Consider the following 24,972-nt stretch of genomic DNA (forward strand, 5'->3'; position numbering starts at 1 on the left):
TGCAATCGGTGTCCGGGTAACATCACGTCGAACTCGACATCAAAGACCAGTTGGAGGTCGCATATCAGCCGATCGAGCGTGTGTATTTTCCAGAGATGGGCATTGCATCGGTGGTCGCCACCATGACCGGTGGGCGGCAAAGCGAAGTCGGCATCGTCGGCCACGATGGCGTGACAGGGGTTGGCGTTATCCTCGGCCAAGACAGGTCTCCCAATGAAACCTATATCCAGGTCGCCGGCAATGGCTGGATTCTGCCCGTTGAAGACCTTCGCGCTGCGATTGCAGCAAGCCAGTCCCTTCGCGAGTCGCTGCTTCGCTATGCCCACGCGTTCCTCGTGCAGTCGTCCCGGACCGCGCTGGTCAACGGCCATTCCAAAATCGAAGAGCGGTTGGCCCGCTGGCTGCTGATGGTCCAAGACCGCGCCGAAGGAAACAAGATCTACCTGACGCATAAATTTCTGCCGACCATGCTTGGTGCCCGGCGCCCCGGCGTTACCACCGCCCTCCAAATGCTTGAATATCGGGGGCTGGTTCACGCCAAACGCGGCGAGATCGCAATCGTCGATCGCGTTGGAATGATAAAACTCACACACGGTGCTTACGGCGAGGAGGAGCAAAGTCACTTCGGCCTAGCCTCCGCCTAACTGTTCGGAATCGGACAAACCCTTGCAGGCTGCCGAATTGGTGCCATAAATCGTGTTGGTTTGGGTTTCAGGGAGGAACTCACATGACCAATACTTTTCACACCGTCACGGTTGAAAGAGCCGCCGAAACCTATGTGCTCTCTAGGGGCAAGGCCCACTTCCTCTCCATCGCACAGGCAATCCGTGCCATCCGAACGCTCATGCCGGCATGCAAGGCTACCGACCGCGAACTGGAGGAGTTAGTGGCGGCAGCATGCATCATTCACGGTGTGCCCGTCGCATTCGACTTCAAAACAGCCGTGGCCGCAGAACCACAGCTCCATTCATAGGGCCGGTGATGCCTGCGCTCGCGCAGACGCCTACCTTGTTGGACGTTCGCCAAGCGATTGTCCGCTACCTGATCGACAACATCGGCAGCCCGAGGATTTCGATATCCGAGGTTAGCCACACTATCAGGAGAATGCTTCCCTTTGCGAACTGACGGACTGGGAACTTGGCGATCTCATTGCGCGAAGCGCGATCGATGCGGGATTCGCGATTGAACTCGACGCCGCGGATCCCTAGGACGCCTGTCGAGGCTCAATAGCGGAACAGCCGCTTTAGCCATGTGGCTCCCAATCACGGACGGTCAGGTTCCGGCCCCACACCGGTCGTTCCGTTGGTCCGGCTTAGTGGACGCGTCTGTCGATCCGGCTCGGCCGAACCAAGACGACACAGGCCGACAGCGACGCCTCTGTACTGCTCGTCGGCCGCCCGGTGACGGTGCTGCAATCGTGGCTCGAGCGCGCCGAAATATCTGAAGCCGCCGTGTTTCGCGGCATCGACCGGTGGGCAATCTCGAAAAACGAGCGCTCACGTCGCAGGCCGTCAATCTGATCCTGAAGCGCCGCGTCGCCGAGGCCGGGCTCGACCCGCAAGCCTTCTCCGCCCACGGCCTGCGCTCCGGCTATCTTACCGAAACCGCCCTTCGCCAAAAAGACGTACAACCGCTCTGGAGCCCGGTCGGGTGGGGCTCGGTTGCCTGATGCACGACCATTTTTTTGCAGCCGCCCACAGTTAAGAGCGCACAACCAGCGGCACGAGGCCCTCGTGTCGCTCGTCGAGATAGCAGACGATGCGGTCGCCGACGCGCTGAAAAGTGAGGTCGACCTTCACGTCACCGACCGCTAAGTGCCGGAGGACGATGTTGTCGATGCCTATCGGCAGCCGAGGGCGTTCGACATTGATCTCGCCCTTCCAACCATCGATCCGAATCCCGAGACAGGCTTGCAGCATCATGAAGGCGGATCCGGCGGACCATGCCTGTGGCAGACAAGCCACGGGATAGGCCACTGGCGCATCACCGATCGCACGCGTAAACCCGCAGAATAGCTCCGGGAGCCGCATGTTGAAACGGACCGCCGCCTCGAACATGCTGCTCATAAGCTTCACGACACTGGTGCGCTCCTGGTAGCGGGCGAGCCCAGCGGCACAGATTGCCGTATCGTGCGGCCAGATCGAGCCGTTGTGATAGGACATCGGATTGAATGGAAGCTCGTCGTCGGCCAAAGTCCGAACGCCCCAACCGCTGTGGAGATGGGCTGATAACAGCTGCTCGGCAACTGATTGCGCCCGTTCAGCTGACGGTAGCCCGACATAAAGCAGGTGACCGGGGTTGGAGGCGCGCACCGCGCATTGCTTGCCTTCGCCGTCGATTGCCAAGGCATAGAAATTGCGGTCTGGCATCCAAAACTGCGTCTCCACTGCGTTGCGGATCCTTTCTGCCATGCCGCTCCAGTGCGCTGCCTTGGCGACATCGCCGCGCTTGGCGGCCAGCGCAGCCATGCCTTGATAGGCTGCGAAGACGTAACCTTGCACCTCGACCAGTGCGATTGGTCCCCTGGGTATCGTCCCATCGCTATGGAAGATAGCGTCTGCGCTGTCCTTCCAGCCCTGGTTGAAAAGCCCCGTATCTGCCGCCCTGCTGTAGGTCACGAAACCCTCTCCGTTGCGGGCTCCAACCTCCTCCATCCACGCGATGGCCGCACACAGCGAGTCCCACATGCGATCGACCAACTCGTCATCGCCCGTGCGATCGGCATAGGACCAGGCCAGGTAAACATAAAGCGGAGTGGTGTCGACGCCGCCGTAGTAGCGGCCGAACGGTAGCTCTCGCAGCACAGCCATTTCCCCCTTGCGCGTTTCATGCATGATCTTGCCGGGCTCGGCATCGTCAAATATCGAAGTCTCTGTCGACTGATAGCGGGCAAGGAACGCCAGGACCCCGCGGGCAAGGTCGGGGTTGAGCCACAGCATTTGCAAGGCGGAAATGACGCCGTCGCGGCCGAAGGCTGTCGAGAACCAGGGAATACCGGCGTACGGATAAGGCCCGGTCTCCAGAGCAGTGGTCAGCAACGCTATGTCGGCGCGCGTGCGCGTGAGCCAGTCATTGAACACGCGGCCGGAGCTGAAGACGGTGGCGCCCTGTCGACGCTTTGAGCGCATGGCAAACCGCGCTCGCGCCGCGGCCGCGCGGAAGCGATCACTGGACGGGATTTCCTCGCTGTGACCGACCTCCAGATGGAGCGCTCTGCTGTCGCGCATCCCCACCAGAATGAGGAACTCGGCGTGATTGGGGTGCATCTCATGGGGCGTCATCGAAAACGCGATGACGGATTGGCGCTCCACATTGTCGAGACCCTCGTAGCGAAACGTCACTCTTGACTCGCCCACTAGCGCGTCATGCGCGCGACCGCGCCGGCTGCGCGTACTGCCGCGCACCTCAAACATGTCACGGAAATCGGCGTCGAAGTCGAACCGGACCGGCAGCAGCACCTCGCGCGCGGAGTAGTTCGTGAAGATGACGCGCTCGAACATGCGGTCTTGCCAGATGAACCGGGTCCGATCGATGTGCACGACGCCCGGCAGCGTTTCACTACCGTTCGGCCCGATGGTGGCCAGATTTGTAAGATTGGCGGTGAATAGGATGTTATCTTGCGATAGCGAGGCGCCAAGTAGTGAGGGCATGCGGCCGCCGATGAACAGACGGAAGCGCGACAGCACACGCGTATCGTCGCGGAAAAGCCCGTCGCCGGTGCCTCGTATGTCGCCGTAGCTGTCCGCGACGATGAAGCAGTCCTCGTGCTTGAGAGCAAATTGCCTATGCGGCTCGCGCGGCGCCGATTCGTCGAGCGCCGGGAGAGCCACAGCTGGATCAAGCTTGCGTTCTTCGACTTCAGTGGTCATGTCAGCCCTCCTGTTCGAAAGAGACTTGGGCGGTGGAGACTTGGGCGGCGCAGGCACACATGCTTCCCCATCAAGGCCGGCGCCGAACCATCCTCATCGACAGCGTCTCGCATCAATCCCGCACTCGGCGCGCGATCGCGGAGAGCCTCGTTCGAATTCTTGGCGAATGATTGGCGAATTCTCCTGTAAAGCGCGATCAAAAGCGGCTCGAAGCCGATCGGTTCTAGGCCGGTTCGATCAAACAGGCCTGACCAGCTGCATTTCAGCGCGGCCATTTCGAGAGCCAAATGCAAATCGCTTGTTGCCGGCGAGCGAGCGGTAGACCGCCATATAGTCGCTGCACATGCGCCCGACCATGAACCGCCTTTCAAAAGTTTCCCGTACCCGTGCGCGATCGAGACCGCCTATCCGCCGTACAGCCTCCACAGCTTCGTCGACGCTGTCCACTATCAATCCGGACACGCCATCATCGATGACCTCTGGAACGGCGCCGCGGTTGAAGGCTATCACCGGGGTGCCGCAGGCCATTGCCTCGATGGTTACAAGGCCGAACGGTTCGGGCCAGTCGATCGGAAACAGCAGCGCTGTCGCATTGCCCAAAAACTCCGCCTTCTGCTGCTCATCGATCTCGCCAATGAACTCGACATTCGAATATCGAAGCACCAGGGGCTCAACTCGCTCCGCCCAAAATGATTGGTCAACCGCGTCGATTTTGGCCGCGATCTTCAGCGGCATTCCAGCGCGGGCGGCGATTTCTATCGCCACTTCCGGGCCCTTTTCCGGTGAGATGCGGCCAAGAAATGCCAGATATCCCGAGGCTTTCCGCCGGAATGGAAGAATATCACGCGGCAGGCCATGGTAGACCGTTCCGAGCCAATTGACCGGCGGCATGGGCCGGCGCTGGTCATCGGAAATCGAGACCAGCGGAATGTCGTCGAACATCGCGTAAAGCCGCGCCAGGAACGGAAGGTCGAGCCTGCCATGAAGCGTGGTAACGGTTCGCTGCGCGAACTCTCGAATTATCGGAAAGTGGAGAACATCGACATGAAAATGCAGTGCATCGAATTCATCCGCCCGTTTACGGACCTGTTCAAGCATCATGATGTGGTAGGGAATATGGTTTTGGGACTTGGGATTCAGGCGCAGTGCAACATCGCAACACGCCACCAGTTCGGCCGAAGTGCGTGAATCACCGCTGGCGAACAAGGTCACCTCGTGGCCCTGTCGAACCAGCTCTTCCGTCAGATATGAAACGATGCGCTCGGTCCCGCCATAGAGCCTGGGGGGTACAGATTCGATAAGAGGTGCAATCTGGGCGATCTTCATTTTTGCAGGACATCGTGAAAGTGAAAAGTCGGCCTTCAACGAAAGCGGGCGACGCGCACACCTCTCCTTGTATTGCACCGACGCCAACTCTCGAATTGCTAATATGTTCCCGGGAAGATCACCCATCGTGACGTTCGGGCTAGGCAAGGCTTGAGGGCCTAGGTCCTGATCTTTGCGGAATGTTCGCGGGGTGCGGGCATTCCGGCATGGCATCGACCGCGAGCGCCGGCATCAAGGTGATCATATTCTGGGTCAACGTGGCGTGTCGAAGCCGCTTCAGCGGGGCCGAGTTTATTCGCAGAAGAAGCATCATTCTCCAGATCCCCCCTGTAGCGCGAGGCGCGTCCGTGGCAGAACTTTGGCATGGCACGCCTTGGCCCGCTGCTGGCATTTTTAGCGCTCTATGCCGCAATGTATGCTGCATTCGGGACAGCGTCCCCGTTCTGGCCACGGTATTTTGAGGCGCGCGGCCTGACACCTGAAGAGCTGGGCGTTCTGTTCGGGCTAGGCAACGCAGCCCGGCTGATTGCCGGACCGCTCGCCAATCGAATTGCAGATCTTCTCGGTGCCCTCCGCATCACCCTGGCGGTCTGCATCGGGATCGCGGCAGCGGCGACGCTTGGGCTGGCTGCCGTGCAAGGCGTCTTTCTTCTGTTGGTCGTCTATCTGGCCCAGTCAGCCGGGCTGGCACCGATCACAACCCTCGCCGACGCCCTTGCGGCGCGCGCATCGGTGCGCGAGCCGGGTTTTGAGTATGGTTGGGTGCGGGGTGCGGCATCAGCGGCCTTCGTTGCTGGCACCCTCGCGGCTGGCCAGGTGCTCGGAGTTTTCGAGCTGGATGCGATTATATGGATGTACGCCGCGCTGCTCGCCGGAGCGTTGGCTGCCGCCGCGCTGGTGCCGGAATCAGACACCGGCGCCGAGCGGGCTGCGGACCCGGTCGGGCAAAGCGTAATCGGCGGGCTGCGCGAGCTGCTCGGTCTCCCGACTTTCCGGCGCATCGTCATGATTGCGGCGCTGATCTATGGCAGCCATGCAATGCATGACACCTTCTCGGTCATCCGCTGGACGGCGGCCGGGGTCGGCACGGCGGCGAGCAGCATACTTTGGTCGGAAGCCGTCGGAGCGGAGGTGGTGGTGTTCGTTGTGGTCGGGCCGATCCTGCTGCGCCGGCTTGGCGTGGCCGGGGCCGCTGCTCTGGCCGCGGTGGCCGGAATCCTGCGCTGGGTCGTGGAAGCGGAAACGGCGGCGATCTGGATGCTTGCGTTCGTGCAACCGCTTCACGGCATTACCTTCGCACTGCTGCATCTTGCCTGTATGCGTGTTATCGCCAGCAGCGTGCCGGCACATCTTGCCGCCACGGCGCAGGCCCTTTACGCGATCGGCCCGGGGCTGGCCACCGCGGGCCTTGTCTGGGTATCAGGTCAGCTTTATGGAGCCTATGGCCCGCCCGGGTTCCTCATGATGGCGGGACTCTGTGTGCTGTCCCTTCCGCTAGTAATTGGACTTCGTGAAAGGCCCCCACCATCGGATTGATGCGTATGAGGGCGATGGTCGCCGATTGTGCGAGCTTCTCAGCCAAGGGGTGGTAGCGGCGGAATGGGGAAGATGCCAGAGGGGCTCGTCAGCGCCCTCGAGCTTCGGCTTGAGTATTTGCACAAACGAGTCCAGCGGGGGGTTATACCGAAGGCGGATGGGAAACAGCGACTGGAAGACAAGATCGTTCAGGATGCAACAGTCACGGTGCTCAATGCATCTATGAAGGCGACTTCTGCGGTTTCTCCTACGGGTTCCGGCCCGGAAGAGGACCACACGGCGCATTGGATGCCCTGTACATCGCGATTGACCAACGGGAGGTGAACTGGATCGTAGACGCCGACACCCAGAACTTCTTCGGGACGGTCAGTCAGGAAAGGCTGGTTCGCTTCATCGAACACAGGATCGGCAACAAGCGCATCATCCGCTTGATCCGCAAATGGCATAGACATGCTCGGACATGACCTCGCGAACGGTCGTGTTGCCGGCTGAGCGCTCCTCGGCGACACCGCGCATCACGATATCGCGGTCGGTCACCATGCCGACCAGCATGTCATTCTCCCGACCGGAAGGGCGCCGAGATAGTCGGCCCGCATTTTCCGGGCGGCAACCGCTATGAGGAAAGGCCTCTGTTCACTTGCTATGCGCTTTAATGTGCATATATTGTGCGTATGAGAGGTCGGAGATTTGCCATGACCCACGCACAGCTCGCACATTCCGCGGTGGTCTCAGGCTTTGTCGATAGCTTGCAGGAACCACGCACGCCCTATATCTCGCCGAAACGCCTGTCGCAGGCCCTCGGCGTGAAGGTGGCCAACCTGGCGCAGTTAACCGGTGTTCATCGCAACACGCTGCGCAATCCCGCATCGGAACGCCTGCAGGGCCGGATGCGCGAAATGGTGAAGGTGATTTCGGCCGCGACGGAACTCACCGGTAACGTCGACAAGGCGATCTACTGGTATCGCAACGAGCCCATCGCCGACTATGGCCATCGCACGGCGGCCGAGCTCGTTGCGGACGGCCAGGTCGAGGCGGTTCTGGCCTTCATCAGGGATCTCGAGAACGGGGCGCGCGGGTGAGAATCACCCACGTCGGCCCGGACGAGATCTTTCACCGCTATCTGACACCCAAATGGGCATTCCTGCCCATCAGCGGTGCGGGCGCGGCGATCGACGGCGGCCGCTTCAATCGACCGGGCGTCGAGGCGCTTTACCTGTCACGCGCGCCGCAAACGGCCCTCGATGAATACAAGCAGGGCGCCAGCATCATCCCGCCGGCCACCCTTGCAGCCTACAAGATCACGCTCGCCGAGGTCGCCGACCTTTCGCAGGGGTTCGACCCAAACGTCTGGGACGACATCTGGCAAGGATGGGATTGTGCGTGGCGCCAGATCGCCCGCATCGACAGGAAGGTCCCGCCATCGTGGAAGCTCGCGGACCTGGTCATCACGGCTGGGCTTCGCGGTATCCTGTTTCCGTCGCTGCGCCATGCCGGCGGCACCAATCTGGCGATCTTCTCGGCCAATCTTGTCGAAGAGGATCGCGTCGCGGTCCATGATCCCGATCATCGGCTGCCGCACGATCAGTCGTCCTGGTCCTGAATTGCCGCCTCTCGCCAAGGGCGCAACGACCTCTAGGGCACTTGGTCCTCAACGCGGTCAGCCTCTAATTCTTCCTCTTCGCCTTCCTCCTCCTCGCTCGCCAGCCCGGCCGGAATTTCTCCCGCCAGCAGCTTCTCCTTGCTGAGCAGTCCGGCGTCCTCGAGCGCCTCGAAATCGGGCAAGTCGCGCAGCGTGTCGAAACCGAAGTGCGACATGAAGGCTTTGGTCGTCACGTAGGTGTAGGGGGCGCCGGGCTGTGGGCTGCGCGGTCCCGAGGTGATGAATTCCTGCTCGCGCAGTACGCCAATCAGATCGCGTGAAACCTCCTTGCCGAAGAAGGATGACAGCTCGCCACGGGTGATCGGCTGGAAGTATGCAATGCACATCAGCACCAGCGCCTCGAACTGCGACAGGGGTTTTGACCGCGTTCTATCCGCGCCCTGGCCCGTTGCTGTGCCAAATGCACCGCGAATGACGTCGGCAAACGCTTTCCTGGTTCGGTGCTGCCATCCTCCGGCGACCGACACGAGCTCATAGGGCCGGTTGCGCAGTTCCTCGCGAATGTCGTCGATGATCAGATCGACGTTGCAGCTCTTTCCGACGACCCGCGCCAGCGTCTCACGCATGACGGGCTCGCTGGCGGCGAAGATGACCGCCTCAATCCGGCCCATCCATTCACGCCAGCGCAGCTCCGGCGGCAGGTGCTCGAGTTCGGTATCGACCAGCAAGCGCTGGTTATCCTTTCGCTGAGTTCCCGTCCGGTCCGCCATCGCTACAGCCCATAGAGCCGGAAGGTCGGCCGACCCGACAATTCTCGCACGGCGCCAAAGTCGACCAGCCTGTCAAACAGGCGCCGCAGACCTCGCTCGCTCATGCCAGGAATGGGCTGGGACGCGACAATCGCATCGTCGGAGAGCAGTTTTTCGACTACAGCATCCGATCCCTTTGCCCGCAGCTTCGGTGCAACGGCGATGAGCCGCTGGGCACGACGATCGAGCTCGGCCGAAAGCTCGACGGCCCGCAGCGCGGCGCGCGCCTGAGCCACAAGGAGGCTCTGCACGCTCTCCCGGCCTGGCCCCTGGTCCCTCTCCGCCAGGCTGGTTATTTTCGGTCGCACGCCACGCGTGTACCCGCCCGATCCTGACTGCGCTCCCAGCAGCGGCACCGCATATTGCCAGCCCAGCCGTTGCGCGAGCAGGACGTCGGCGAGCCAGGACCCGAAACTGCGTCCGAAGCCATGGCGCTCAGCAGCCGCGAAGGCGCCGGTCAGCACCGCGACAACGCCCTCCGCCCCGGAAAGCTGGCGGAGATCCTCGATCAGATCGCTCACCGCCTCGTCGTCGCCTCCGTGACCGAGTTCGTCCAGCGCGGCGGCGAGCACAGCTTCCGTCAGCAGATCCTCTGCCGGCAGCAAAGTCAGCCGGCGCCAGGCGAGCAGGATGCGGCCGGCCGGCCCGACGTCATCGCCGGGACGGGTCAGACACACCGCGTCACGCAGGGCGCCGTCATCCTCGACGCGGCCCGCCTTTCGCGACGTCGAAGCTGCCGCCGCGAGCGCCAAGCGCTGCCGCCAGGCCCCGGCCCACCGCTCCTGCCGGCGCACGACAGCGTCGAGCGCGCCGATCGTTGCGCCTGCCACAACCGCAGCCTCGTCAAGGCTTTGCGGGCCGTCGACCGCCCGTCGCAACCAGGACGGCACCGGCGCCACGGTGGTGACCAGTTCGATCCCGGCAGGGTGAGCATTGTGGCGGAGCGACGGCTTGGGGCGAAGAATCATCGTCAATGAGGATGAACGAGCGCGGCGCTTCTGGCAACGATAATGCGAACAAACCGCCGCGCCCGTCGTAGCTCCACAACGAACGATAATGTTGCCTTATCATTCGTTGTTTACGAGGGCTAGGGGACCATGGTAGAATACGCCAGAAAGGTAGAATTTTGGAGTCTTTCGTGTCCCTGAACATCAAAAATCCGGCCACCGTTGCTCTCGCCGATGAACTCGCACGCCGCCAGGGTATCAGTAAGACAGCAGCCATTCATCAGGCCCTTAGCGAGCGCTTGCATCGCTTGGGCTTTGGAGAGACCGCTCAGGAGCGTCTGCTGGCAGAATTGCGCGCCATCCGAGAAAGAGTTGCACGATTGCCTGAACTGGATAGTCGCAGCGACGAGGAGATCATCGGGTATGACGAGCATGGAATCCCTAATTGATGGTGATCGATACCTCAGCCGTTGTAGCGATCCTTCGGAGCGAGCCTGAGGCAGCAAGGCTGGAACGAGCGCTGGTCTTGGACCCAATCCGTCTGGTCCCGGCAACCTGCGTGCTCGAGGCACGCATGGTGCTGGTCAGCAGGCGCGGCGAACACGTATTGGCCGAGATCGATCTTTGGCTGCGCAAAATCGAGGCCGACATCATTCCTGTCGACTCCGAATTGGTTGATCTGGCGACCCAAGGTTGGCTGACCTACGGCAAAGGCCACCACCCGGCGGCGCTGAATTTTGCCGATTGCCTCTCCTATGCTTTGGCAAAGCGTGCAGATGAACCGCTGCTTTTCATCGGCAAAGACTTCTCCCAAACGGATATCGAAGCGGCATGAGCATGGCTGGCGACGCGCAACGATCATCCGCTGCTTCCGGCGATGACGACATGCCCGACATCGTCGATATCGTCATGCAGATGGGCGATGCCGACCTAGCCTCGTCCCCTCCCCTTCCAGCCATTGCCAATCCCAGCCTGCCTGCGCATCTTGAGGCGCTCGCCGGCCGCGCGCGCGATTATATCGAGGCGGCGAGTTCGGCCAACACGCGCCGCGCCTACGCAGCCGACTGGAAGCACTTTTCGAGCTGGTGCCGGCGCCAAGGCATCGAGATGTTCCCGCCCGATCCTCAGGTCGTCGGGCTCTACATCGCCGCCTGCGCGTCAGGCACGGCCACTGGCCACAAAAGGCCCAACACCGTTTCAACCATTGAGCGCCGGCTTTCGTCGCTCTCCTGGAATTTTGCCCAGCGCGGTCAGCCGCTCGACCGCAAGGACCGGCATATCGCCGCGGTCATGGCTGGCATTCGCAACACCCACGCCTCCCCTCCCCGGCAGAAGGAAGCGATCCTACCAGAGGATCTGATCGCCATGCTCGAGACCCTCGACCGCGGCACGCTGCGTGGTCTGCGCGACCGCGCCATGCTGCTTTTGGGCTTCGCCGGCGGCCTTCGCCGATCCGAAATAGTCGGCCTCGACGCCGGCAGGGATCAGACCGACGACGGACGCGGCTGGGCCGAGATTTTTCCCGAGAAGGGTCTGCTTGTCACATTGCGCGGCAAAACCGGCTGGCGCGAGGTCGAAATCGGCCGCGGCTCCTCCGACGCCACCTGCCCTGTGGTCGCTCTGCAGACCTGGCTAAGACTGGCGCGCATTGCGCACGGACCGCTGTTCCGGCGCGTTGCTGGTCAAGGCAGAGCCGTCGGTGCCGATCGCTTGAACGACCAGGAGGTCGCACGCCTGGTCAAGCGCGCGGCCCTGGCCGCCGGCGTGCGCGGCGATCTGTCGGAGGGCGAACGGGCCAAGAAATTCGCCGGCCACTCACTGCGCGCCGGCCTCGCCTCGTCGGCCGAGGTCGACGAACGCTATGTGCAGAAACAGCTCGGCCATGCCTCCGCGGAGATGACCCGCCGCTATCAGCGCCGCAGAGATCGCTTCCGCATCAACCTGACCAAGGCGTCCGGTCTCTAAGGTGGCAAAAGCCCCCTCCCCTGCCGTCTTACGTCTCGCGATCCGCGCACGCCCTCCAGCCTGACCAGGCGTTCTCGCCAAATGAATTGGGTCACTTCTGTCGGGACCGCCCCGGGGGCCGTCTTCATCGCCAGGACAGCTGGTCTTTCGGCAGCCGACCGCTCGGATCGAACACGTTCACTTTGTGCGGAAGATCGGGGCCCAGTCCCATAGCACCAGATTGCGGTCCTCCGTCTCCGCGCCCGGAGCAAAACTCGGCACCAGAATTCCAGCGATGCCTTGAGGCCGCAGCCGGTCATAGATAGACCAGGATGCAGGTCGCTCGCCGTTGCTGAGAGCCGTGGCCCAGGCGCTGCCCATGTCCGCAAGCGTGACAGAAGATCCTCCCCTCCCCTGCTCAGTTGCCAGATCAGTGATGTCTTCGCAGTCCACCTCATAAGAGCACAGCACGCAGGGATCGATGCGATGCGCGAAGCCCTGGTTGGCTTCCTTGACAGCCGTCATGACGGTCAGCGCCAGATACAGCGCGGGCATACCTTTGGGATTGAATCGAGCGCCCCTGATCGCCGCTCCATCACCGGAACTCGGCTTGAATGCCCAACGTGGATCATGCGCCCTGTAGCAGGTTCCGACAAACCTCAAGCAAAGCCACCCAGGGCCATGTGATCGAGGTAGTCGCGAATAGCAGCGGCCTTGCCGTCCTTCACGAGGGCTTCGGCGGTGCGTCCACCGAATGCCGGCAGCGGCTGGGCTCGGTACCAGGCCATGGCCTGTTCCTTGCCTCCGGCCCATTCCGTCACGCGGCTGATGATCTCGAGCATCTCGCGCAGACGGCTCTGGGTCTTGGCCGTGCGGCTGCGCTCCAGCCGATAGAGGGTTTCACGGGCAAGCCCGGCCGTCTGAGCCAACTGACCCTTGGACATTCCAAAGCTGTCAGCCACCTGGTCAACGGCAATTTTCCCGGCCCGGTCCATATAGGACAAAACCAGAGGCTCATTCTGCACGGATATCTTGAGGGCCTGCCCCATGGAGTTCTTTGCCATATTAGTCGCCGCGTTTACTGTGCAAAACATATGGCGCTTGTCGACTGGTTTCAAGCCCGCGGGCGCATGACGTTGCTTGGTGGCTTCTGATTGCGTAGACCAGCTTGCGAGCTGCTGGGCACGTCGATCTCATAACACCACTTTGCCATTCGCCTCCTCGACCGCGCGCGGACTACCAGCAGCGGCAGCCTTACGTACAAGAATTTCCAGCCCCTAGCCGGTCATTCTTGCCGTCGTGCCATTGGCCTTAAGCGCTGCCATCAGCATGGGTCCGACCGAGAACTGTCCTGCCCTCGCCTTTTCGGTCAGCACGCGCAGATAGCCCCCGGCCGAGTTGATATGCTGCGCCCTTTGCAGGATACAGGCAATCACGATCGCGGCGACCTCCTGGCCCATCACATGGCAAGCCTCCTCATACGCCGAGGGCGACACGCCAAGGTAGCCGCGCACCTGGGCGGCGGTAATCATCAAATCGCGCCAGCTTGCGATTCCGTGGGCGGCATAGTCGGCAAGTTCGGGGCAGGCCTTCAGCACAAGTCCTATCGGGAAGCCTTTCGGCTTCTCGGCGTAGGCCGTTCTTGGTTCGACCGTCGCCCTGCTTTGTTCTAAAGCTGGTTCAAATACAAAAGTGGAGTCTGTGTTTGAATCGGATTGCTGCCGCTCGTTTTGGGACTCATTGCCGCTAGGATTCGTGGAATTCATGAAGCTTTCCAGCATCATATCCACTTCGTCGTGCAGCAAGGAGAGCTCCGCAACAATCGCTTCCAGCTCCGACAGCCCTGCCCGCCGAGGAATAGCCTCCACGATTGCTCTGAACCGCCTCCAAATGGTTCCCCAGTCGCCAGGCGCGCCCTCGCCGATCGCCACTTCGACCAGCTTGTGAATGTCGCGCCGATGGAGAGTGATCCGCTCCCGCGTTAATTTGAGCGCCCGGCTGTCGGCGCGGACCTGCTCGGCAGCCTGCTGAAACTCCGCGGCCCGTGCAAGCAGTGGCGCCAGCGAGAACCCGAACGCCTCCTCGACTGCGCCGCCCTTTGCCTTGCGAGCGAACCGTTTGCCGTTTGGACTGTCTCGGCGGATGATCAGTCCGCTATTCACCAGTTCGGCCAGGTTCCTGCGCAGCGTGGAATCGGCCATGCCGTGCGCCCGCAGTGACAGCTGCGCGTTCGAAGGATAGACCATCAGCCCGTTCTCTTCGCTGATCTGATCGTCCGGATAGAACGACAGCAGTCCGCTGAGGACGGCCAGGGCGCGATCTCCCACGCCTATGATCGTCTTGCCCTCGCACAGCCAGCGATACACCTGCCATTTCTCGACGGCGGCCCCTTCAGGAATCTTTCGTGATGCCGTGTTCGCTTGCACCAAGGCAAGCGTCATCGGCCGCCGCCCAAAGGGCGTCGTCGCATAACCACTTTCCATTTCCCTCGCCTTTCAATCAGGCAAAAGAAAACTGCTCGTCGAAACGACGCCAACGACTCTTGACAGTGATTCGGGGAAATGCGATTCTCAGCTTGCTACAGACGTGAGAAGGGCTTCCGCGACGGTGACGTTCGGGGGCCTTTTTCTTTTGCGGTTTCAGTCTCCTGTTTTCTTTGCCGTTTCCGATGCCCTGAAAGCCTCGAAAAGCTCGTCCAGCTTGTCGGCGATGAATGCGCCGAAAGGCGATGCGTCCTTTGACTTCAAGGCAAGCGTAAACACCTTTCCCGTGTCGGTGATCTTGGCCCGGACCGACTTGTCCTGGGGTACCCAGGCCTTTTCCTGAGGCTTCGATGCGGCTCGCGGCTGCTTCACCGGGGCACTCAAAAAGTCGAACAGACGAGCAAAACGAGCGTCACTGCCCGATTCGGCGAAATCGGCACTTGTCACGTACTCTGCCGCCCGTGCTGCGGTCCCGGGATGCTCCATGAGCTTGGCAAGCTGCCACCAGCGGTCCCGGCCTATGCTCTTGGCTGCGCCGACGGCCACACTGACCTGCTCGGGAATGTTGTTGGTCACGGAGCGCATTTTCGAGAAGGTCGTATCGTCGAGCGCAAGGGCCGACTTCACCGTGTCCGGCGAATGGCCCCGCTTGAGAATGCGATCGGCAAAAAGCGTCCTTTCGATGAAGGACAGGTTGGCCCTGGCAGCATTCTCCTGGCCCTGCGCGATGACATGGTCCTCATCGCCGATCTTCTTGACGACTGCACGAACGGGCCTGCCCAGCTGGCGTGCGACCTTGACGCGCCTGTGGCCGAAGACGGTCTGAAACCGGCCGGAACTATCCGGGTGGGGCCTGACCAGAATCGGAGAATCCTGCCCTCGCTCGCGAATCGCCGCCAGCAGCTCATGAAATGCCTCATCGTCATCGTCCATGCGGTCCGAGACGAATGAGGTGTCGACCAACGCCGGATCGAGATCGACGACCGAACTCTTAGAGAGCTCCTCGAATGACTGCATGATCGACCGGGATGCCCCGCGAACCGCATAGCCCGAGACATCCCCGCTGTCGGCGACTGACGTCGCGGGGCCCATCACGCTGCCGAATACATCCTTGCGCGCCATTCAATCACTCCGATTCCCAGCTAGTCGGCTGATTTCACGAGCAAAATCCCCACTTTTTACTGCCGTAAAATGCGTCATGACCGTCCCCATGCGCGATGGATGAGCGCGACAATCTCGGAATTCACCGCGTCCAGCGATTCGAGTGCCCGTTCGTAGGTCGAACGCGTAAAAGACGACTTTTCCACCTCGTAGAGCGTCTGTTTCGTCAGTCCTGCATCCGAGATTGCCGTCGACTTGAGCATGGGATTCTCAAGGATCTGGCCGGCAAGCATCGATTGCATGAAGCCGACCATCTGTGCCTGGGGAATGTCGGTGGGTTCGTAGCGCGTGATCAGATAGCGGAACCAATCCAGCTCGATCGCAGCGCCGGCGGCCTTGATGGTCTTCAATATGCCGCCGAGCATCAGCAGGAACTGGCTCATCGACATCAGGTCGAGCATCTGGGGGTGGACGGTAATGAGAACCGACGTCGCCGCCGACATGGCGGTCAAGGTGAGATAGCCAAGTTGCGGCGGGCAATCGACCACGACGACATCATAGCGCTCGTCGACCTCGGACAAGGCCTTTGCAATCCTGGTGAAGAACTGGCGGCCAACGCTGGACGATTTGTCCTGCATGGCAAGCGGCGTGTCGTACTCATACTCCTGCAGCTCGAGGTTGGCCGGGATGATATCCAGGCCCGGAAAATTGGTAGGCACGATCACGTCGGATATCGGCTTGCGCTCGTCGTCGTACCGGATCGCCTCATACAAAGAGAGATTGCGATCGAGTTCCGGCTGGAAGCCATGCAGGGCCGAAAGTGACGCCTGCGGGTCGAGATCGATGGCAAGCACGCGGTGCCCGGTCAGCGCAAGGTGCTGGGCGAGGTGGGCAGCCGTTGTTGTCTTGCCGCTGCCGCCCTTGAAATTGACGACAGCAACCACCTGGAGCTTGTCTCCAGGCTTGCGGTGCGGGACGTATTTTTTTACCTCGGTCCTGCCATGCCGGTCCAGAAAATGGCGCAGTTCAAGCATCTGTTCGGCGGTATAGGAACGGCGTCCGGAGGGTATCTGCTCGGGCAGGGGGCCCTTGCCCTCCAGATGGAGGCGCTTGAGATTGTTCTGCGAGACCCCGAGGTAGTGGGCCACTTCCGCCAGCGAAAAAGGGCGAAGTGTCTTTGTTGCATTTGGCGGAAACTTCTCCATGCGGAGCTGGTTAAGCCGCCGCGATATCTCTGCGCCTTGCTCGAGGATCTTGTCATCGAACTCGAAGCGTGGCAGCCGCATGGAGATGTTCATTTCTGTCGAAACCTGAATTGGCGCTTTTTGTGAGCAATTCACTCAACAAGCGCCATTAAGCTCCGATTCGGCCGGCTCCGGCAAGAAGTTTTGGGTTAACAAAAGGTTAACGTCACTGACCGGCTTTTCTTGCTGCCAGCTGCTCTTGCCATCACGAAGGCAGCTGCTCAGTTTTTTGAGCGCGGTACTGTCTTGCTATCCAAGCTAACGGCATGTTTTCTCTGTCATAAGGATCATATTTTACGGCAGTAAATCGGGCACACCCAGAGGCGCGATGCAAGTGCCGGCGGGCAGGGCAGGGCAGGGCACCGGATCCGATGGCACGTGGCCGGTTGGGTTCGTTGTCGGTTAGGGTAAGCTGCTCAACGCCAGACTGACTCTTTCAGCTCGAGGAGCGAACCGGCTGGGGGCGAGGCCGAAATCGGAATAGCCGACTACAATGAAGACCGTGAGGGGAGACCGTTGACGGAGTGGGTGAAGCCCTCCTCAAGGCCGAGGTTAAGCCCGATCAACATCTGGAAGCATACTTTCCGGAACGAGACAGCCTCGAGTTCATGCGGAGAACGCTCCCCGGCCCATAGCGGCAAAGCTCGCTCTCAACACCGTGGCGCACGGACTTCGAGCACCTGTGTCAGCATGACAGCAGCGGCGTCGTCGAGTTCGCCATGCCTTCCGGCGAAAGCACCGACACGCCGGTGCCACGGCAGTTCGGTGTCGTCCTCCTCATCGCTCAACATACCACGCCACCGGTCCTGCTCCCCGGCAGAAGTGCGGGAGAAGCCCAGTTGCAAACTGAGTGAATGTAAACGCTGGGCCGTCAGAAGGACACCGCGACCGGATCGGCGAGGGCCGCCACGGCGTCGGGCAACGCGTTCACATCCACAGCCCACAGGCCGGAAACCTCAAGCTGCGCATCAGGACCGTTTTCATCCTCAGTCAACGGCCCCGAAGCAGCGCATCAGCCGGCGCTTTAGGGCCGCTACGAGCAGCTGGCTCGAGGCGCCAGAATCGCTGCCAGTACGAATCGTAGGCGGAGCCAGCGCATGTACCGACACGACCATGGTCGCGGTTGTCCGGAGTTCTTGTGTCCTGCTTGGTGTCCAGTCGACTTCGAAGACCAAGTCAGCCACCGCTGGCATATTGGGTTATCGCGATGAATCGCTGGCGCACAATCTCGACCCGGCCTTGGGGCCCTCTGATATTGCCTTCCAGAAAGTCGTCGAAATCTGGGGCTGCAAGCATGTCTTTGAACTGGTCGCCGATATAGGTACGGACCTCGTCTTCCGCGCCTCCCAGCTCAGCAACCAACTCTTCTCGACCGTCGACGATCAAGAGTATGTCCTCGGCATCCCGGCTAGAAAGCAGATCCTTTCCACCTCTGCCAAGGTATGCCTCCAGCTTCGTCGCGACGAAGAGTGCCGGTGTCAGGCGACGGATGATGAGCTTATCGTCCAACGGACAATCGACCGCCGTCTCAATACCCGCTTCATACCAACGATTGCTGAATCCGAGGATTTTGGGATCGTCCGGCATGAAGTCGACTTTCATCCGGCCAAGATGCATTCGGCAAATGACACTGTCGTTGGGTGACTCCGAGAAACCCCGCTCTCGAAGCCGTTCCAGGAGCTGCGCCCATTCCGAAAAGCCGGCCAGATCGACAATTAGGTCGACGTCGTCAGTCGCCCTGACATCCTCGAGCGTGATGGCATCGGTGATGAAAAGAGCGGTCGTACATCCGCCGACGAATACAAGACGCTTGCGCAGGTCATCGCCTAGAGCTTCCGCGACAGCCCTTAGCATTGCTAGTAGCTGGCCTTGGATGCTGGTCATTTCTGCGCGAGCCTTTCCGCAAGACGCTCCGCCGCGAGGCCAGCCTCGCGCTGGTTTCCGAGTCTTATTGCGTCCGCAAGGGCAAGATACTCGTACAGCCGATCATCCCTTTGAACGGCTTCAGGAACGCTTTTAAACATCGGCGTCACCGATTGTCCCATGTCGCGGCCGCTGGCATAGGGCCACACATAGATGTAGCTGCCAGCGCTTATTAGCACGTTCTTTAGGATGGGCGCCGCAAAAGCGGTCGGGATTCCGCGCTGCATTGCTCCAGGCTTCGCTGGAAAAACGAACTTCAACCCGTGCAAGATGAAATTCTGCAGGTTCCTGCGGCTCGGCTTGGCTCTGCCCGTATCTCTATCCCTGGCCGCGATACCGGAGGCAAGACTTCGATTTATGGATGCATTGACCTCAGTCTTGCTTATGCCAAGAGAAGACGCCAGATTGCGGACCGAGTATGGATCCTGGCCCTGCGCTTCTGAGCGCAGAGTTTCGACACCTTTTTCTTTCTCCTGCTCCTGAAGGCTGATGAGCTTGAGCAGGACGACGATGTCCTGGCTTTTCATTTGATTCCGATCCGCTATCCGCTGTCCGTTGTCCGAGGACCACGGACACCTACACGGGGAGTGCGGTTCTGTCAAAGAATAATCAGGAATCCCTGCAGCTTACGTGGCCCAATAAGAATTCGACCGCATTCAGAATAGAGCAGTGCGCGTTTCAATTTAAGACGATCCCGCTGCGCTGATCCGTCTTGAATTTCGGCGCCTTCATCGAAAAACATTGCAGTTCCGCCTACTGTTTTTTCCCGAAAAAAATATCGAGTTCTGGCCACGTTGCGGAATGCATCATTGCGAGGTGAGGCTAATCCCCGTCGAGCGCGCGGCGCAGCAATTCGACCAGGCGTTCGATCGCTTGGCTGTGAGCAGAGCCGGTCGGCCGCCGTGCGAAAAAATCATCAACGCTGATCCAGTTGGTCGCGTCGGTGCTCGTCCCCGGTGCCACACATTCAATATAAAGATGCAATTCGTCTGGTTCAAAGACAACCATCCAGTTTCCGCTGTGGTCCCCCGCAAGTCGGTAGGTCAGTGTGCTCATGGCAGGCAACTCCTCACCGCCAGCTTGCCTATCCGCCCTGAGATTTCTATCCCCAGAAATCGGTATTGACGCCTCAGGCGAAGTCTGCCGCCACGCTCCGCAAGAAGGCGAGCGTCAACGCGGTCGCCATGTTGTCTCGCGGCCGCGCCTGGCTCTCGCAGACATATCGCAATGCGCCATCAGGTGTGCGGCGCACCTTGCATTGATTCTCGGGTTCTCCCATGCAAGGCCTCTCCACAGGGCAGACGACCGCGCGGGAACGCTTCAGCATCTTCCTGGCATTTGGTGAACCGGACGGCTCTTCGATGCTAGGAGCAGGCAAATATCGCAATCCAGGTAAGGTTCCCAGCTATGGCCCGCTCGACCCCGCCACGATCTCAGCATACCGCACCCTGGGATCTCCCCAATCGGTCTATGTTCAGATGTTATGGCGCTTCGGTTTGATCCGTTCAGAGCGCATGGGAGAGGTGCGGGCCTGTAGGGCAGGAGCTGGCAGCGTCCGTTCCGCCGCCCTAGTCGAGATCAGGTGGGAGCGGCGGGACGGCTGCGTGACGAACAGAGTCGGGGCTCCTCATTCAAGAGCCGCAGCTTCGGTCTGTTCGTATCATGCGCCTTTTTCGCCCTGGAGCATTTGAGACGTCGCGTCGCAGCCTTTCCGGGCCACTGGGCCGTATACGCGCTACCGCGCTCAGCTTTAGCTCCGACTCCAGTCCTGGAAAGCCAGCCAGCGTATAGGCCGCGGCCATCGAGCCAAACCGCTTTTTGAACACACGGTATATGGGCAAATCGGAGTCCGCATTAATCAGCGACAAGGTGAGGTGCCCGTGAGCGGCGCGCAGCCGCCGAAATCCGTCTAGAAGCTCTTCGTCCGAGTACTTTCGCAGAGCTCCCCGCCGATCCGGTACGTAGCCGACCGCCGCATAGACCGCCTTCAAGCTGCCGAAAAGCCGGACATAGCACTGTCCTGACGCAGTATACGGACAAGCATTGATCACGGTGAGGCTGAGTCGTTTCTTCTCTTTCAATAGCCGCTTCAGGTTTTTGAGCATTTCGGGCTTTGTATAGGTGTACCCGCGTTTTCCCCTTGCGAGTTGCGCCCTCTCGAATATTTGAACCGTTACAATCGGCTCCATGACCCGGATTCGGACCCATTTATCGGGAGTGTTTGGCTTGGATTGGCAACTCATACTGTGCGACGTTCGGTTGTAGACATAGTAGCCTATCATCAACTCGCTTTTGAGGAGGGATGCGACGCGCCCGGTCGTCCACACATCGCCGTATGTGGAGGGCACTCCTTCCTTGTTCAGACGAACCGATATGCCGGCCATGCTCTGCCCTTCAGCAACAAACATGTTGAAGATGCGCCTAACAAGCTCGATTTCGTTTGGCGGGCCGGGCACAAGGAGAACGCGGTCGCCAGCGAGCCCTTTCTGTTCTCCAGAGCCGAGAAGGTAACGGGGCTCCCCATCTTTATCCAGCAACAGTCGCCTGACGCCGTAGGGCACAGGTCCGCCCTGGCTGAATCCGAGACGAGCCTGCTGCAGGTGCGCTCTGGAGACCTTTGCGGATAGCTCGCGGCTGTACTCGCTTGCCATCACCCGTTTCATATTCTTGAGGATTGCAGAGACCATGCTGCCGTCGTTCTCGAATTGTTCGCCGCAATATTCCACCGCGACGCCTGCGTCACGACAGAGAAACTCGTAATGAGCGGACTGGTCCGTATCCGGAAAGCGGCCCCAGCGGCTGACGTCAAGAACGAGGATTGCCGAGAAAGTCTTTTGGCCAGTCATGACATCGGCCAGTAACTGCTTCAGTCCGTCGCGACCTCTTATGCTCAGGCCGCTTTTCCCAGCGTCTTCGTAGGTTTGGACGATAGTGTATCCGCGCCGCTCCGCGTACTCTGTAATGGCCATCGCCTGGTTCTCCAGCGAATAGCGTTGATGTTCAGTGGACATGCGAATGTACTGCGCCGCACGGATAGGGGGCGCTGTCTGCAACTCGAAAGCCATGGGGTCTCCTTGGGCTTGAACAACCCCAGAGACACGAAATGTCTTTCAGAACTCTGTCGCATTCTGTGAATTCCCATTCGGCGGCCACGAAATTGGGAGCGCAGATCTCCTAGCAAACGGATGATTGGACAGCGCAACGACCGGAAAAGGGATGCGGTGAGGTGCGGGCGCCCAAGGGGTTTTGGCAGCAGAATCAAGGGGCAGCTTTTCCCCGCACTCGCGCAAGTCCTTGCCCTCCTGGCAATGCACGAGTTTGTTGCCTGCTCGCACAAAGGGCTCGAAACCGGTAAGGTCCTGGGTTAGAAGAGCTGGCAGGATGCCCCTTATGAAAAACCCGACGATGGACGATACCGACGATGGGCGCCCGAATGGCGGACGCAGCGCTCTGTTCACGCCGCCCGGCGATGCGTCCGGCGCGGAGCGGGTTTCGCGCCGGCGCAAGGCGCTGCTGTCGTCCTCGATGGTCGGCTCGACCAATCGCGGCCGTGTGCTGCAGGCCCTGTTCGATCTTGGGCCGACGAGCAGGGCTGAACTGGCCCGCCTGGCCGGGGTCAACCGCACCACCATTTCCGGAATAGTGCAGCCGCTGATCGACGATCAGGTGCTGGTCGAGAGCGACCCGGTTCCTCCCAGTCCGGGCGGCGGCAAGCCGGCCCGACCGCTGTGGTTCTCGCCCAATGCCCGTCCGATCTGCGGTGTGCTGCTGATGCCGGATGCCGTGCATGCCTGTGTGGCGACGCTCGACGGCAAGATCGAATCGGAACGCAAGATGGCCCTGCCGGACGGCAGGGGGCCGGTCCGGCCAATCATCGAGTCGATCGCTGAATGCGTCGGCGACACTCTCTCCAGGGCGCGGCGCATGCCTCTCGGGATCGGTGTTGGCGTCGGCGGCATGGTTGACACCGATCGCGGGTCGATCGTCGCTGTCAATCTCGCGCCGGCGCTCGACCGCTACCCGCTCGCCGACGATCTCGGGCGACGCTTCGGCCTGCCGGTCAAGCTCGACCATCATCCGCGCGCCTTGCTGGTCGGCGACCGCTGGTTCGGCGCCGGGCGCGGCGTTAGGCAATTCGCGGTCGTCTACACGGGCGAGGTGCTGGGCGGCGCACTCTATTTCGACGGGCACCTCTATCGTGGCACGGCAGGCGCAGGCGGCGAACTCGGACACACTTTCGTGCAGCTCGACGGCGAGCCCTGCCGCTGTGGCAGGCGCGGCTGCTGGGACACCATTGCCACCTTGAGCTGGCTCCGGCGGGAGGCCGCCCGCACGGCTCTGCCAGAGCCAGACCTGATCGACTCGGCCCGCCTCGTCGACATGGCGGCGCGGCGGCTGCCGGGAGCGGCTGAGTTGCTCGACCGCTATGCCCGCAACGTCGCCGTCGGCATCGCCAATCTGCAGCAGACGGTGGCGCCCAACATTTTCATCATGCATGGCGATGTCGTGCTCGGCGGCGATTGCCTGCTCGGCGCAATCGCGGAGCATGTCCGCGCCATGGTTCCGTCACGACCCGGCGGCGCGATCGAATTCATTGCCGGCGATGCAGGTGACCGGGCCGCCCTCCTAGGCGCAGCCGGTCTGGTGATTTCCGAGCTGCTGCAGCTTCCGATCTAGGTATTCCGACACCCAACTATCCAGCGAGCCCCGGATAGCTTTGGAACCAGGGCTGCATACGTTCGAACTGAGCCGCCATCGCCAGAACGGTTTCGTCGGCGTGCCGCCGCCCGATGATCTGCAGGCCGACCGGCAGGCCCTGCGCCGTCAGGCCGGCCGGAACCGAAATCGCCGGATGGCCGGTATAGTTGATCGGATAGGTCATGCACCAGCCGATCAGCGGATCGACCGCCTCGCCATTGATCGATGTCGGCCCGATCGTGTTGCCGTCGGGGGCATTCTTGACGGGCGGAACGGCCAGCGTCGGCGAGACGATCAGGTCATGGGTTTCGAATACATCCTCGAGGCCGTCAAGGACGCCGGTGCGCAAAAGATCGTCGAGCGCATGGTCGACGGCGGACACCTTGTAGGCGCCCTCCAGCATGGCGAGGAACTGCGGGGTGAGCACCTTGGCGTGCTTGCCCATTAGGTCGATGCCCTCCTGTTTCCAGTACACGGCGATGGCAGCATAGTGGATCGAGATCGTGCGCACCCAAAGCGCCGCCAGTTCCTTGTGATCGGCCCTGAAATCGAGCTCGACCTCATCAACCTCAATGCCATGTGCTCGCATGACATCGACGGCCCGGGCAACGACGGTGGCGACCCCGGCTTCGACCGGAAAATTGCCCAGTCGCGGGCTGTAGGCCACGCGCAGTTTCGGCGTCCGCCCGGCAACGGCGCCGACATAGTCAACGCCGTGATCCGGCAGGCAGAACGGGTCGCGGTTGTGAGGCCCGGCCATGATCTTGGTCATCAGCGCGGCGTCCGCAACGGTGCGGGTCAGCGGTCCGATATGGACCAGAGGATGTCCCCACAAGAAGGCGTCGGGGCGAGTCACCGAAGGAATGCGGCCGAAAGAGGGCTTGAAGCCGACGGTGCCGCTGAACGAGGCGGGGATGCGGACCGAACCGCCGCCGTCCGTGCCTTGCGCCAGGGCCGCCATGCCGTCGGCGACCGCTGCCGCACTGCCGCCGGACGAGCCGCCGGAATTGTAGCCGATCGCGAAGGGCGTGCTGGTCGGCCCGAAGCGCAGATTGTCGGTGATACCTTTATGGCCGAACTCCGGCGTGTTGGTCTTGCCGAGCACGATGGCGCCTGCGTCGAGCAGGCGCTCGACCGCCACAGCACTTGTTTTGGGCACCCGGTCGTGCACCGCCCACGACCCCATCGAGGTCGGCACGCCGGCCATATCGTCGAGGTCCTTGATGCCGACGGGGACGCCATGCAGCGGTCCAAGCGGACCGCCTGCCATCACGGCCTTTTCGGCGGCCCGCGCAGCTTCCATCGCCTGGTCGCCGAGAACCAGCGTATAGGCGTTGACCACCGGGTTGCGCGCCTCGATGCGGCGCAGATAAGCCTCGGTTACTTCAACCGGCGACAGGTCGCGGTGCCGGATGCGCTGGGCCAGTTCCGTGGCCGGCAGGAAACAGATCTGGTCGTCTGCAGAAGTCATAAGCCGTTCCACCTTGTTGGG

General features: G+C 61.2%; 27 protein-coding genes and 2 pseudogenes. 10 read left to right on the forward strand and 19 right to left on the reverse strand.

The annotated features are described in order from the left end of the window. The first annotated feature begins 50 nt into the window (after window positions 1-50). From NKI70_RS30605 to NKI70_RS30615, 3 genes and pseudogenes are all read left to right on the forward strand, one after another. On the forward strand, window positions 51-644 hold the full coding sequence (locus NKI70_RS30605) for a Crp/Fnr family transcriptional regulator (protein WP_352693216.1): 594 nt from the start codon (window positions 51-53) through the stop codon (window positions 642-644). 83 nt (window positions 645-727) lie between these two features. Then, window positions 728-973, forward strand: coding sequence for a hypothetical protein (locus NKI70_RS30610; protein WP_352693214.1), 246 nt, complete (start codon window positions 728-730; stop codon window positions 971-973). Between the two features lie 352 nt (window positions 974-1,325). Further along, a pseudogene (locus tag NKI70_RS30615) lies at window positions 1,326-1,615 on the forward strand (site-specific integrase); the annotation flags it as partial. Window positions 1,616-1,700: 85 nt separating this feature from the next. On the opposite strand, the gene NKI70_RS30620 reads toward NKI70_RS30615, so the two are convergent. Then, window positions 1,701-3,869 (reverse strand): amylo-alpha-1,6-glucosidase, encoded by a 2,169-nt coding sequence (locus NKI70_RS30620; RefSeq protein ID WP_352725990.1) that lies wholly within the window; start codon window positions 3,867-3,869, stop codon window positions 1,701-1,703. Window positions 3,870-4,106: 237 nt separating this feature from the next. Next, the gene (locus NKI70_RS30625) at window positions 4,107-5,195 is read right to left on the reverse strand and encodes a glycosyltransferase family 4 protein (protein WP_352725952.1); all 1,089 of its coding nucleotides are present in this window, start codon (window positions 5,193-5,195) and stop codon (window positions 4,107-4,109) included. 363 nt (window positions 5,196-5,558) lie between these two features. Here NKI70_RS30625 and NKI70_RS30630 point away from each other — a divergent pair, with 363 nt between their 5' ends. After that, the gene (locus tag NKI70_RS30630) at window positions 5,559-6,731 is read left to right on the forward strand and encodes an MFS transporter (RefSeq protein WP_352725954.1); all 1,173 of its coding nucleotides are present in this window, start codon (window positions 5,559-5,561) and stop codon (window positions 6,729-6,731) included. 188 nt (window positions 6,732-6,919) lie between these two features. On the opposite strand, the gene NKI70_RS34105 is transcribed toward NKI70_RS30630, so the two are convergent. Both NKI70_RS34105 and NKI70_RS30640 read right to left on the reverse strand, forming a co-directional pair. Next, entirely contained in the window at window positions 6,920-7,177 is a 258-nt protein-coding gene (locus tag NKI70_RS34105; protein WP_502894554.1) for a hypothetical protein, read from the reverse strand. Next, a complete protein-coding gene (locus NKI70_RS30640) occupies window positions 7,152-7,283 on the reverse strand; it encodes a CBS domain-containing protein (protein ID WP_352450421.1) in 132 nt (43 codons plus the stop codon). The genes NKI70_RS34105 and NKI70_RS30640 overlap by 26 nt, the downstream gene beginning before the upstream one ends. 140 nt (window positions 7,284-7,423) lie before the next feature. Between NKI70_RS30640 and NKI70_RS30645 the strand changes: the two genes are divergently transcribed. Together NKI70_RS30645 and NKI70_RS30650 are read left to right on the forward strand one after the other, a co-directional pair. Beyond that, window positions 7,424-7,810, forward strand: coding sequence for a hypothetical protein (locus tag NKI70_RS30645; RefSeq protein WP_352450324.1), 387 nt, complete (start codon window positions 7,424-7,426; stop codon window positions 7,808-7,810). After that, a complete protein-coding gene (locus tag NKI70_RS30650; protein ID WP_352725956.1) occupies window positions 7,807-8,331 on the forward strand; it encodes an RES family NAD+ phosphorylase in 525 nt (174 codons plus the stop codon). The genes NKI70_RS30645 and NKI70_RS30650 overlap by 4 nt, the downstream gene beginning before the upstream one ends. A gap of 32 nt (window positions 8,332-8,363) precedes the next feature. On the opposite strand, the gene scpB is transcribed toward NKI70_RS30650, so the two are convergent. Both scpB and NKI70_RS30660 read right to left on the reverse strand, forming a co-directional pair. Beyond that, window positions 8,364-9,101 (reverse strand): SMC-Scp complex subunit ScpB, encoded by a 738-nt coding sequence (gene scpB, locus NKI70_RS30655; protein ID WP_352725958.1) that lies wholly within the window; start codon window positions 9,099-9,101, stop codon window positions 8,364-8,366. A 2-nt stretch (window positions 9,102-9,103) separates the two neighbouring features. After that, window positions 9,104-10,108, reverse strand: coding sequence for a DUF1403 family protein (locus NKI70_RS30660; RefSeq protein WP_352725960.1), 1,005 nt, complete (start codon window positions 10,106-10,108; stop codon window positions 9,104-9,106). A gap of 170 nt (window positions 10,109-10,278) precedes the next feature. On the opposite strand from NKI70_RS30660, the gene NKI70_RS30665 reads away from it, so the two are divergent. The 3 genes from NKI70_RS30665 to NKI70_RS30675 are packed head-to-tail and all read left to right on the forward strand — an operon-like array spanning window position 10,279 to window position 12,052. Continuing rightward, the gene (locus NKI70_RS30665) at window positions 10,279-10,536 is read left to right on the forward strand and encodes a type II toxin-antitoxin system VapB family antitoxin (protein WP_031195575.1); all 258 of its coding nucleotides are present in this window, start codon (window positions 10,279-10,281) and stop codon (window positions 10,534-10,536) included. After that, a complete protein-coding gene (locus NKI70_RS30670; protein ID WP_352725962.1) occupies window positions 10,536-10,922 on the forward strand; it encodes a type II toxin-antitoxin system VapC family toxin in 387 nt (128 codons plus the stop codon). The genes NKI70_RS30665 and NKI70_RS30670 overlap by 1 nt, the downstream gene beginning before the upstream one ends. Next, entirely contained in the window at window positions 10,919-12,052 is a 1,134-nt protein-coding gene (locus NKI70_RS30675; RefSeq protein WP_352725964.1) for a site-specific integrase, read from the forward strand. The genes NKI70_RS30670 and NKI70_RS30675 overlap by 4 nt, the downstream gene beginning before the upstream one ends. A gap of 124 nt (window positions 12,053-12,176) precedes the next feature. Here NKI70_RS30675 and NKI70_RS30680 read toward each other — a convergent pair. The 12 genes and pseudogenes from NKI70_RS30680 to NKI70_RS30735 all read right to left on the reverse strand — a co-directional run bounded on the left by NKI70_RS30680 (window position 12,177) and on the right by NKI70_RS30735 (window position 21,847). Beyond that, window positions 12,177-12,694, reverse strand: a pseudogene (locus NKI70_RS30680) (RES family NAD+ phosphorylase). Further along, the gene (locus NKI70_RS30685; RefSeq protein ID WP_352693196.1) at window positions 12,691-13,080 is read right to left on the reverse strand and encodes an antitoxin Xre/MbcA/ParS toxin-binding domain-containing protein; all 390 of its coding nucleotides are present in this window, start codon (window positions 13,078-13,080) and stop codon (window positions 12,691-12,693) included. Before NKI70_RS30685 ends, NKI70_RS30680 begins: the two are co-directional and overlap by 4 nt. Before the next feature lie 228 nt (window positions 13,081-13,308). After that, window positions 13,309-14,514, reverse strand: coding sequence for a plasmid replication protein RepC (repC, locus tag NKI70_RS30690; protein ID WP_352725966.1), 1,206 nt, complete (start codon window positions 14,512-14,514; stop codon window positions 13,309-13,311). 156 nt (window positions 14,515-14,670) lie between these two features. Continuing rightward, window positions 14,671-15,636 (reverse strand): plasmid partitioning protein RepB, encoded by a 966-nt coding sequence (gene repB, locus NKI70_RS30695; protein WP_352725968.1) that lies wholly within the window; start codon window positions 15,634-15,636, stop codon window positions 14,671-14,673. Window positions 15,637-15,710: 74 nt separating this feature from the next. Further along, window positions 15,711-16,913, reverse strand: coding sequence for a plasmid partitioning protein RepA (gene repA, locus NKI70_RS30700; protein ID WP_352450316.1), 1,203 nt, complete (start codon window positions 16,911-16,913; stop codon window positions 15,711-15,713). 596 nt (window positions 16,914-17,509) lie between these two features. After that, complete coding sequence (locus tag NKI70_RS30705) at window positions 17,510-17,650, reverse strand: hypothetical protein (RefSeq protein WP_352725970.1); 141 nt, start codon at window positions 17,648-17,650, stop codon at window positions 17,510-17,512. A gap of 80 nt (window positions 17,651-17,730) precedes the next feature. Further along, on the reverse strand, window positions 17,731-17,853 hold the full coding sequence (locus NKI70_RS30710) for a hypothetical protein (protein WP_352725972.1): 123 nt from the start codon (window positions 17,851-17,853) through the stop codon (window positions 17,731-17,733). A gap of 182 nt (window positions 17,854-18,035) precedes the next feature. Continuing rightward, a complete protein-coding gene (locus NKI70_RS30715; protein ID WP_352725974.1) occupies window positions 18,036-18,743 on the reverse strand; it encodes a hypothetical protein in 708 nt (235 codons plus the stop codon). Next, complete coding sequence (locus tag NKI70_RS30720; protein ID WP_352725976.1) at window positions 18,740-19,309, reverse strand: hypothetical protein; 570 nt, start codon at window positions 19,307-19,309, stop codon at window positions 18,740-18,742. Before NKI70_RS30720 ends, NKI70_RS30715 begins: the two co-directional genes overlap by 4 nt. A 71-nt stretch (window positions 19,310-19,380) precedes the next feature. Further along, window positions 19,381-19,524 (reverse strand): hypothetical protein, encoded by a 144-nt coding sequence (locus NKI70_RS30725; RefSeq protein WP_352725978.1) that lies wholly within the window; start codon window positions 19,522-19,524, stop codon window positions 19,381-19,383. A gap of 80 nt (window positions 19,525-19,604) precedes the next feature. Then, window positions 19,605-19,838, reverse strand: coding sequence for a hypothetical protein (locus NKI70_RS30730; RefSeq protein WP_352450312.1), 234 nt, complete (start codon window positions 19,836-19,838; stop codon window positions 19,605-19,607). 575 nt (window positions 19,839-20,413) lie between these two features. Then, on the reverse strand, window positions 20,414-21,847 hold the full coding sequence (locus NKI70_RS30735; protein WP_352725980.1) for a recombinase family protein: 1,434 nt from the start codon (window positions 21,845-21,847) through the stop codon (window positions 20,414-20,416). Between the two features lie 325 nt (window positions 21,848-22,172). Here NKI70_RS30735 and NKI70_RS30740 point away from each other — a divergent pair, with 325 nt between their 5' ends. Further along, complete coding sequence (locus NKI70_RS30740; RefSeq protein ID WP_352595144.1) at window positions 22,173-23,459, forward strand: ROK family protein; 1,287 nt, start codon at window positions 22,173-22,175, stop codon at window positions 23,457-23,459. 16 nt (window positions 23,460-23,475) lie between these two features. Here NKI70_RS30740 and NKI70_RS30745 read toward each other — a convergent pair whose 3' ends face one another. After that, window positions 23,476-24,951, reverse strand: coding sequence for an amidase (locus tag NKI70_RS30745; RefSeq protein WP_352725982.1), 1,476 nt, complete (start codon window positions 24,949-24,951; stop codon window positions 23,476-23,478). Window positions 24,952-24,972: the final 21 nt, after the last annotated feature.

This window comes from Mesorhizobium sp. M0500, assembly GCF_040321165.1.
In the GTDB taxonomy this organism is placed as follows: Bacteria; Pseudomonadota; Alphaproteobacteria; order Rhizobiales; family Rhizobiaceae; genus Mesorhizobium.

Bases quoted from the DNA above. Each gene is read 5' to 3' on its own strand.
- NKI70_RS30630 (WP_352725954.1), top strand. From the start codon at position 5,559: ATGGCACGCCTTGGCCCGCTGCTGGCATTTTTAGCGCTCTATGCCGCA.
- scpB (WP_352725958.1), bottom strand. From the start codon at position 9,101: ATGGCGGACCGGACGGGAACTCAGCGAAAGGATAACCAGCGCTTGCTG.
- repC (WP_352725966.1), bottom strand. From the start codon at position 14,514: ATGGAAAGTGGTTATGCGACGACGCCCTTTGGGCGGCGGCCGATGACG.
- NKI70_RS30640 (WP_352450421.1), bottom strand. From the start codon at position 7,283: ATGCTGGTCGGCATGGTGACCGACCGCGATATCGTGATGCGCGGTGTC.
- NKI70_RS30675 (WP_352725964.1), top strand. From the start codon at position 10,919: ATGAGCATGGCTGGCGACGCGCAACGATCATCCGCTGCTTCCGGCGAT.
- NKI70_RS30705 (WP_352725970.1), bottom strand. From the start codon at position 17,650: ATGTTGAGCGATGAGGAGGACGACACCGAACTGCCGTGGCACCGGCGT.
- NKI70_RS30685 (WP_352693196.1), bottom strand. From the start codon at position 13,080: ATGGGGCAGGCCCTCAAGATATCCGTGCAGAATGAGCCTCTGGTTTTG.
- NKI70_RS30730 (WP_352450312.1), bottom strand. From the start codon at position 19,838: ATGAGCACACTGACCTACCGACTTGCGGGGGACCACAGCGGAAACTGG.
- repB (WP_352725968.1), bottom strand. From the start codon at position 15,636: ATGGCGCGCAAGGATGTATTCGGCAGCGTGATGGGCCCCGCGACGTCA.
- repA (WP_352450316.1), bottom strand. From the start codon at position 16,913: ATGAACATCTCCATGCGGCTGCCACGCTTCGAGTTCGATGACAAGATC.
- NKI70_RS30725 (WP_352725978.1), bottom strand. From the start codon at position 19,524: ATGTTTTTCGATGAAGGCGCCGAAATTCAAGACGGATCAGCGCAGCGG.
- NKI70_RS30745 (WP_352725982.1), bottom strand. From the start codon at position 24,951: ATGACTTCTGCAGACGACCAGATCTGTTTCCTGCCGGCCACGGAACTG.
- NKI70_RS30715 (WP_352725974.1), bottom strand. From the start codon at position 18,743: ATGACCAGCATCCAAGGCCAGCTACTAGCAATGCTAAGGGCTGTCGCG.
- NKI70_RS30610 (WP_352693214.1), top strand. From the start codon at position 728: ATGACCAATACTTTTCACACCGTCACGGTTGAAAGAGCCGCCGAAACC.
- NKI70_RS30660 (WP_352725960.1), bottom strand. From the start codon at position 10,108: ATGATTCTTCGCCCCAAGCCGTCGCTCCGCCACAATGCTCACCCTGCC.
- NKI70_RS30625 (WP_352725952.1), bottom strand. From the start codon at position 5,195: ATGAAGATCGCCCAGATTGCACCTCTTATCGAATCTGTACCCCCCAGG.
- NKI70_RS30720 (WP_352725976.1), bottom strand. From the start codon at position 19,309: ATGAAAAGCCAGGACATCGTCGTCCTGCTCAAGCTCATCAGCCTTCAG.
- NKI70_RS30735 (WP_352725980.1), bottom strand. From the start codon at position 21,847: ATGGCTTTCGAGTTGCAGACAGCGCCCCCTATCCGTGCGGCGCAGTAC.
- NKI70_RS30670 (WP_352725962.1), top strand. From the start codon at position 10,536: ATGGTGATCGATACCTCAGCCGTTGTAGCGATCCTTCGGAGCGAGCCT.
- NKI70_RS30645 (WP_352450324.1), top strand. From the start codon at position 7,424: ATGACCCACGCACAGCTCGCACATTCCGCGGTGGTCTCAGGCTTTGTC.
- NKI70_RS34105 (WP_502894554.1), bottom strand. From the start codon at position 7,177: ATGCCATTTGCGGATCAAGCGGATGATGCGCTTGTTGCCGATCCTGTG.
- NKI70_RS30740 (WP_352595144.1), top strand. From the start codon at position 22,173: ATGAAAAACCCGACGATGGACGATACCGACGATGGGCGCCCGAATGGC.
- NKI70_RS30620 (WP_352725990.1), bottom strand. From the start codon at position 3,869: ATGACCACTGAAGTCGAAGAACGCAAGCTTGATCCAGCTGTGGCTCTC.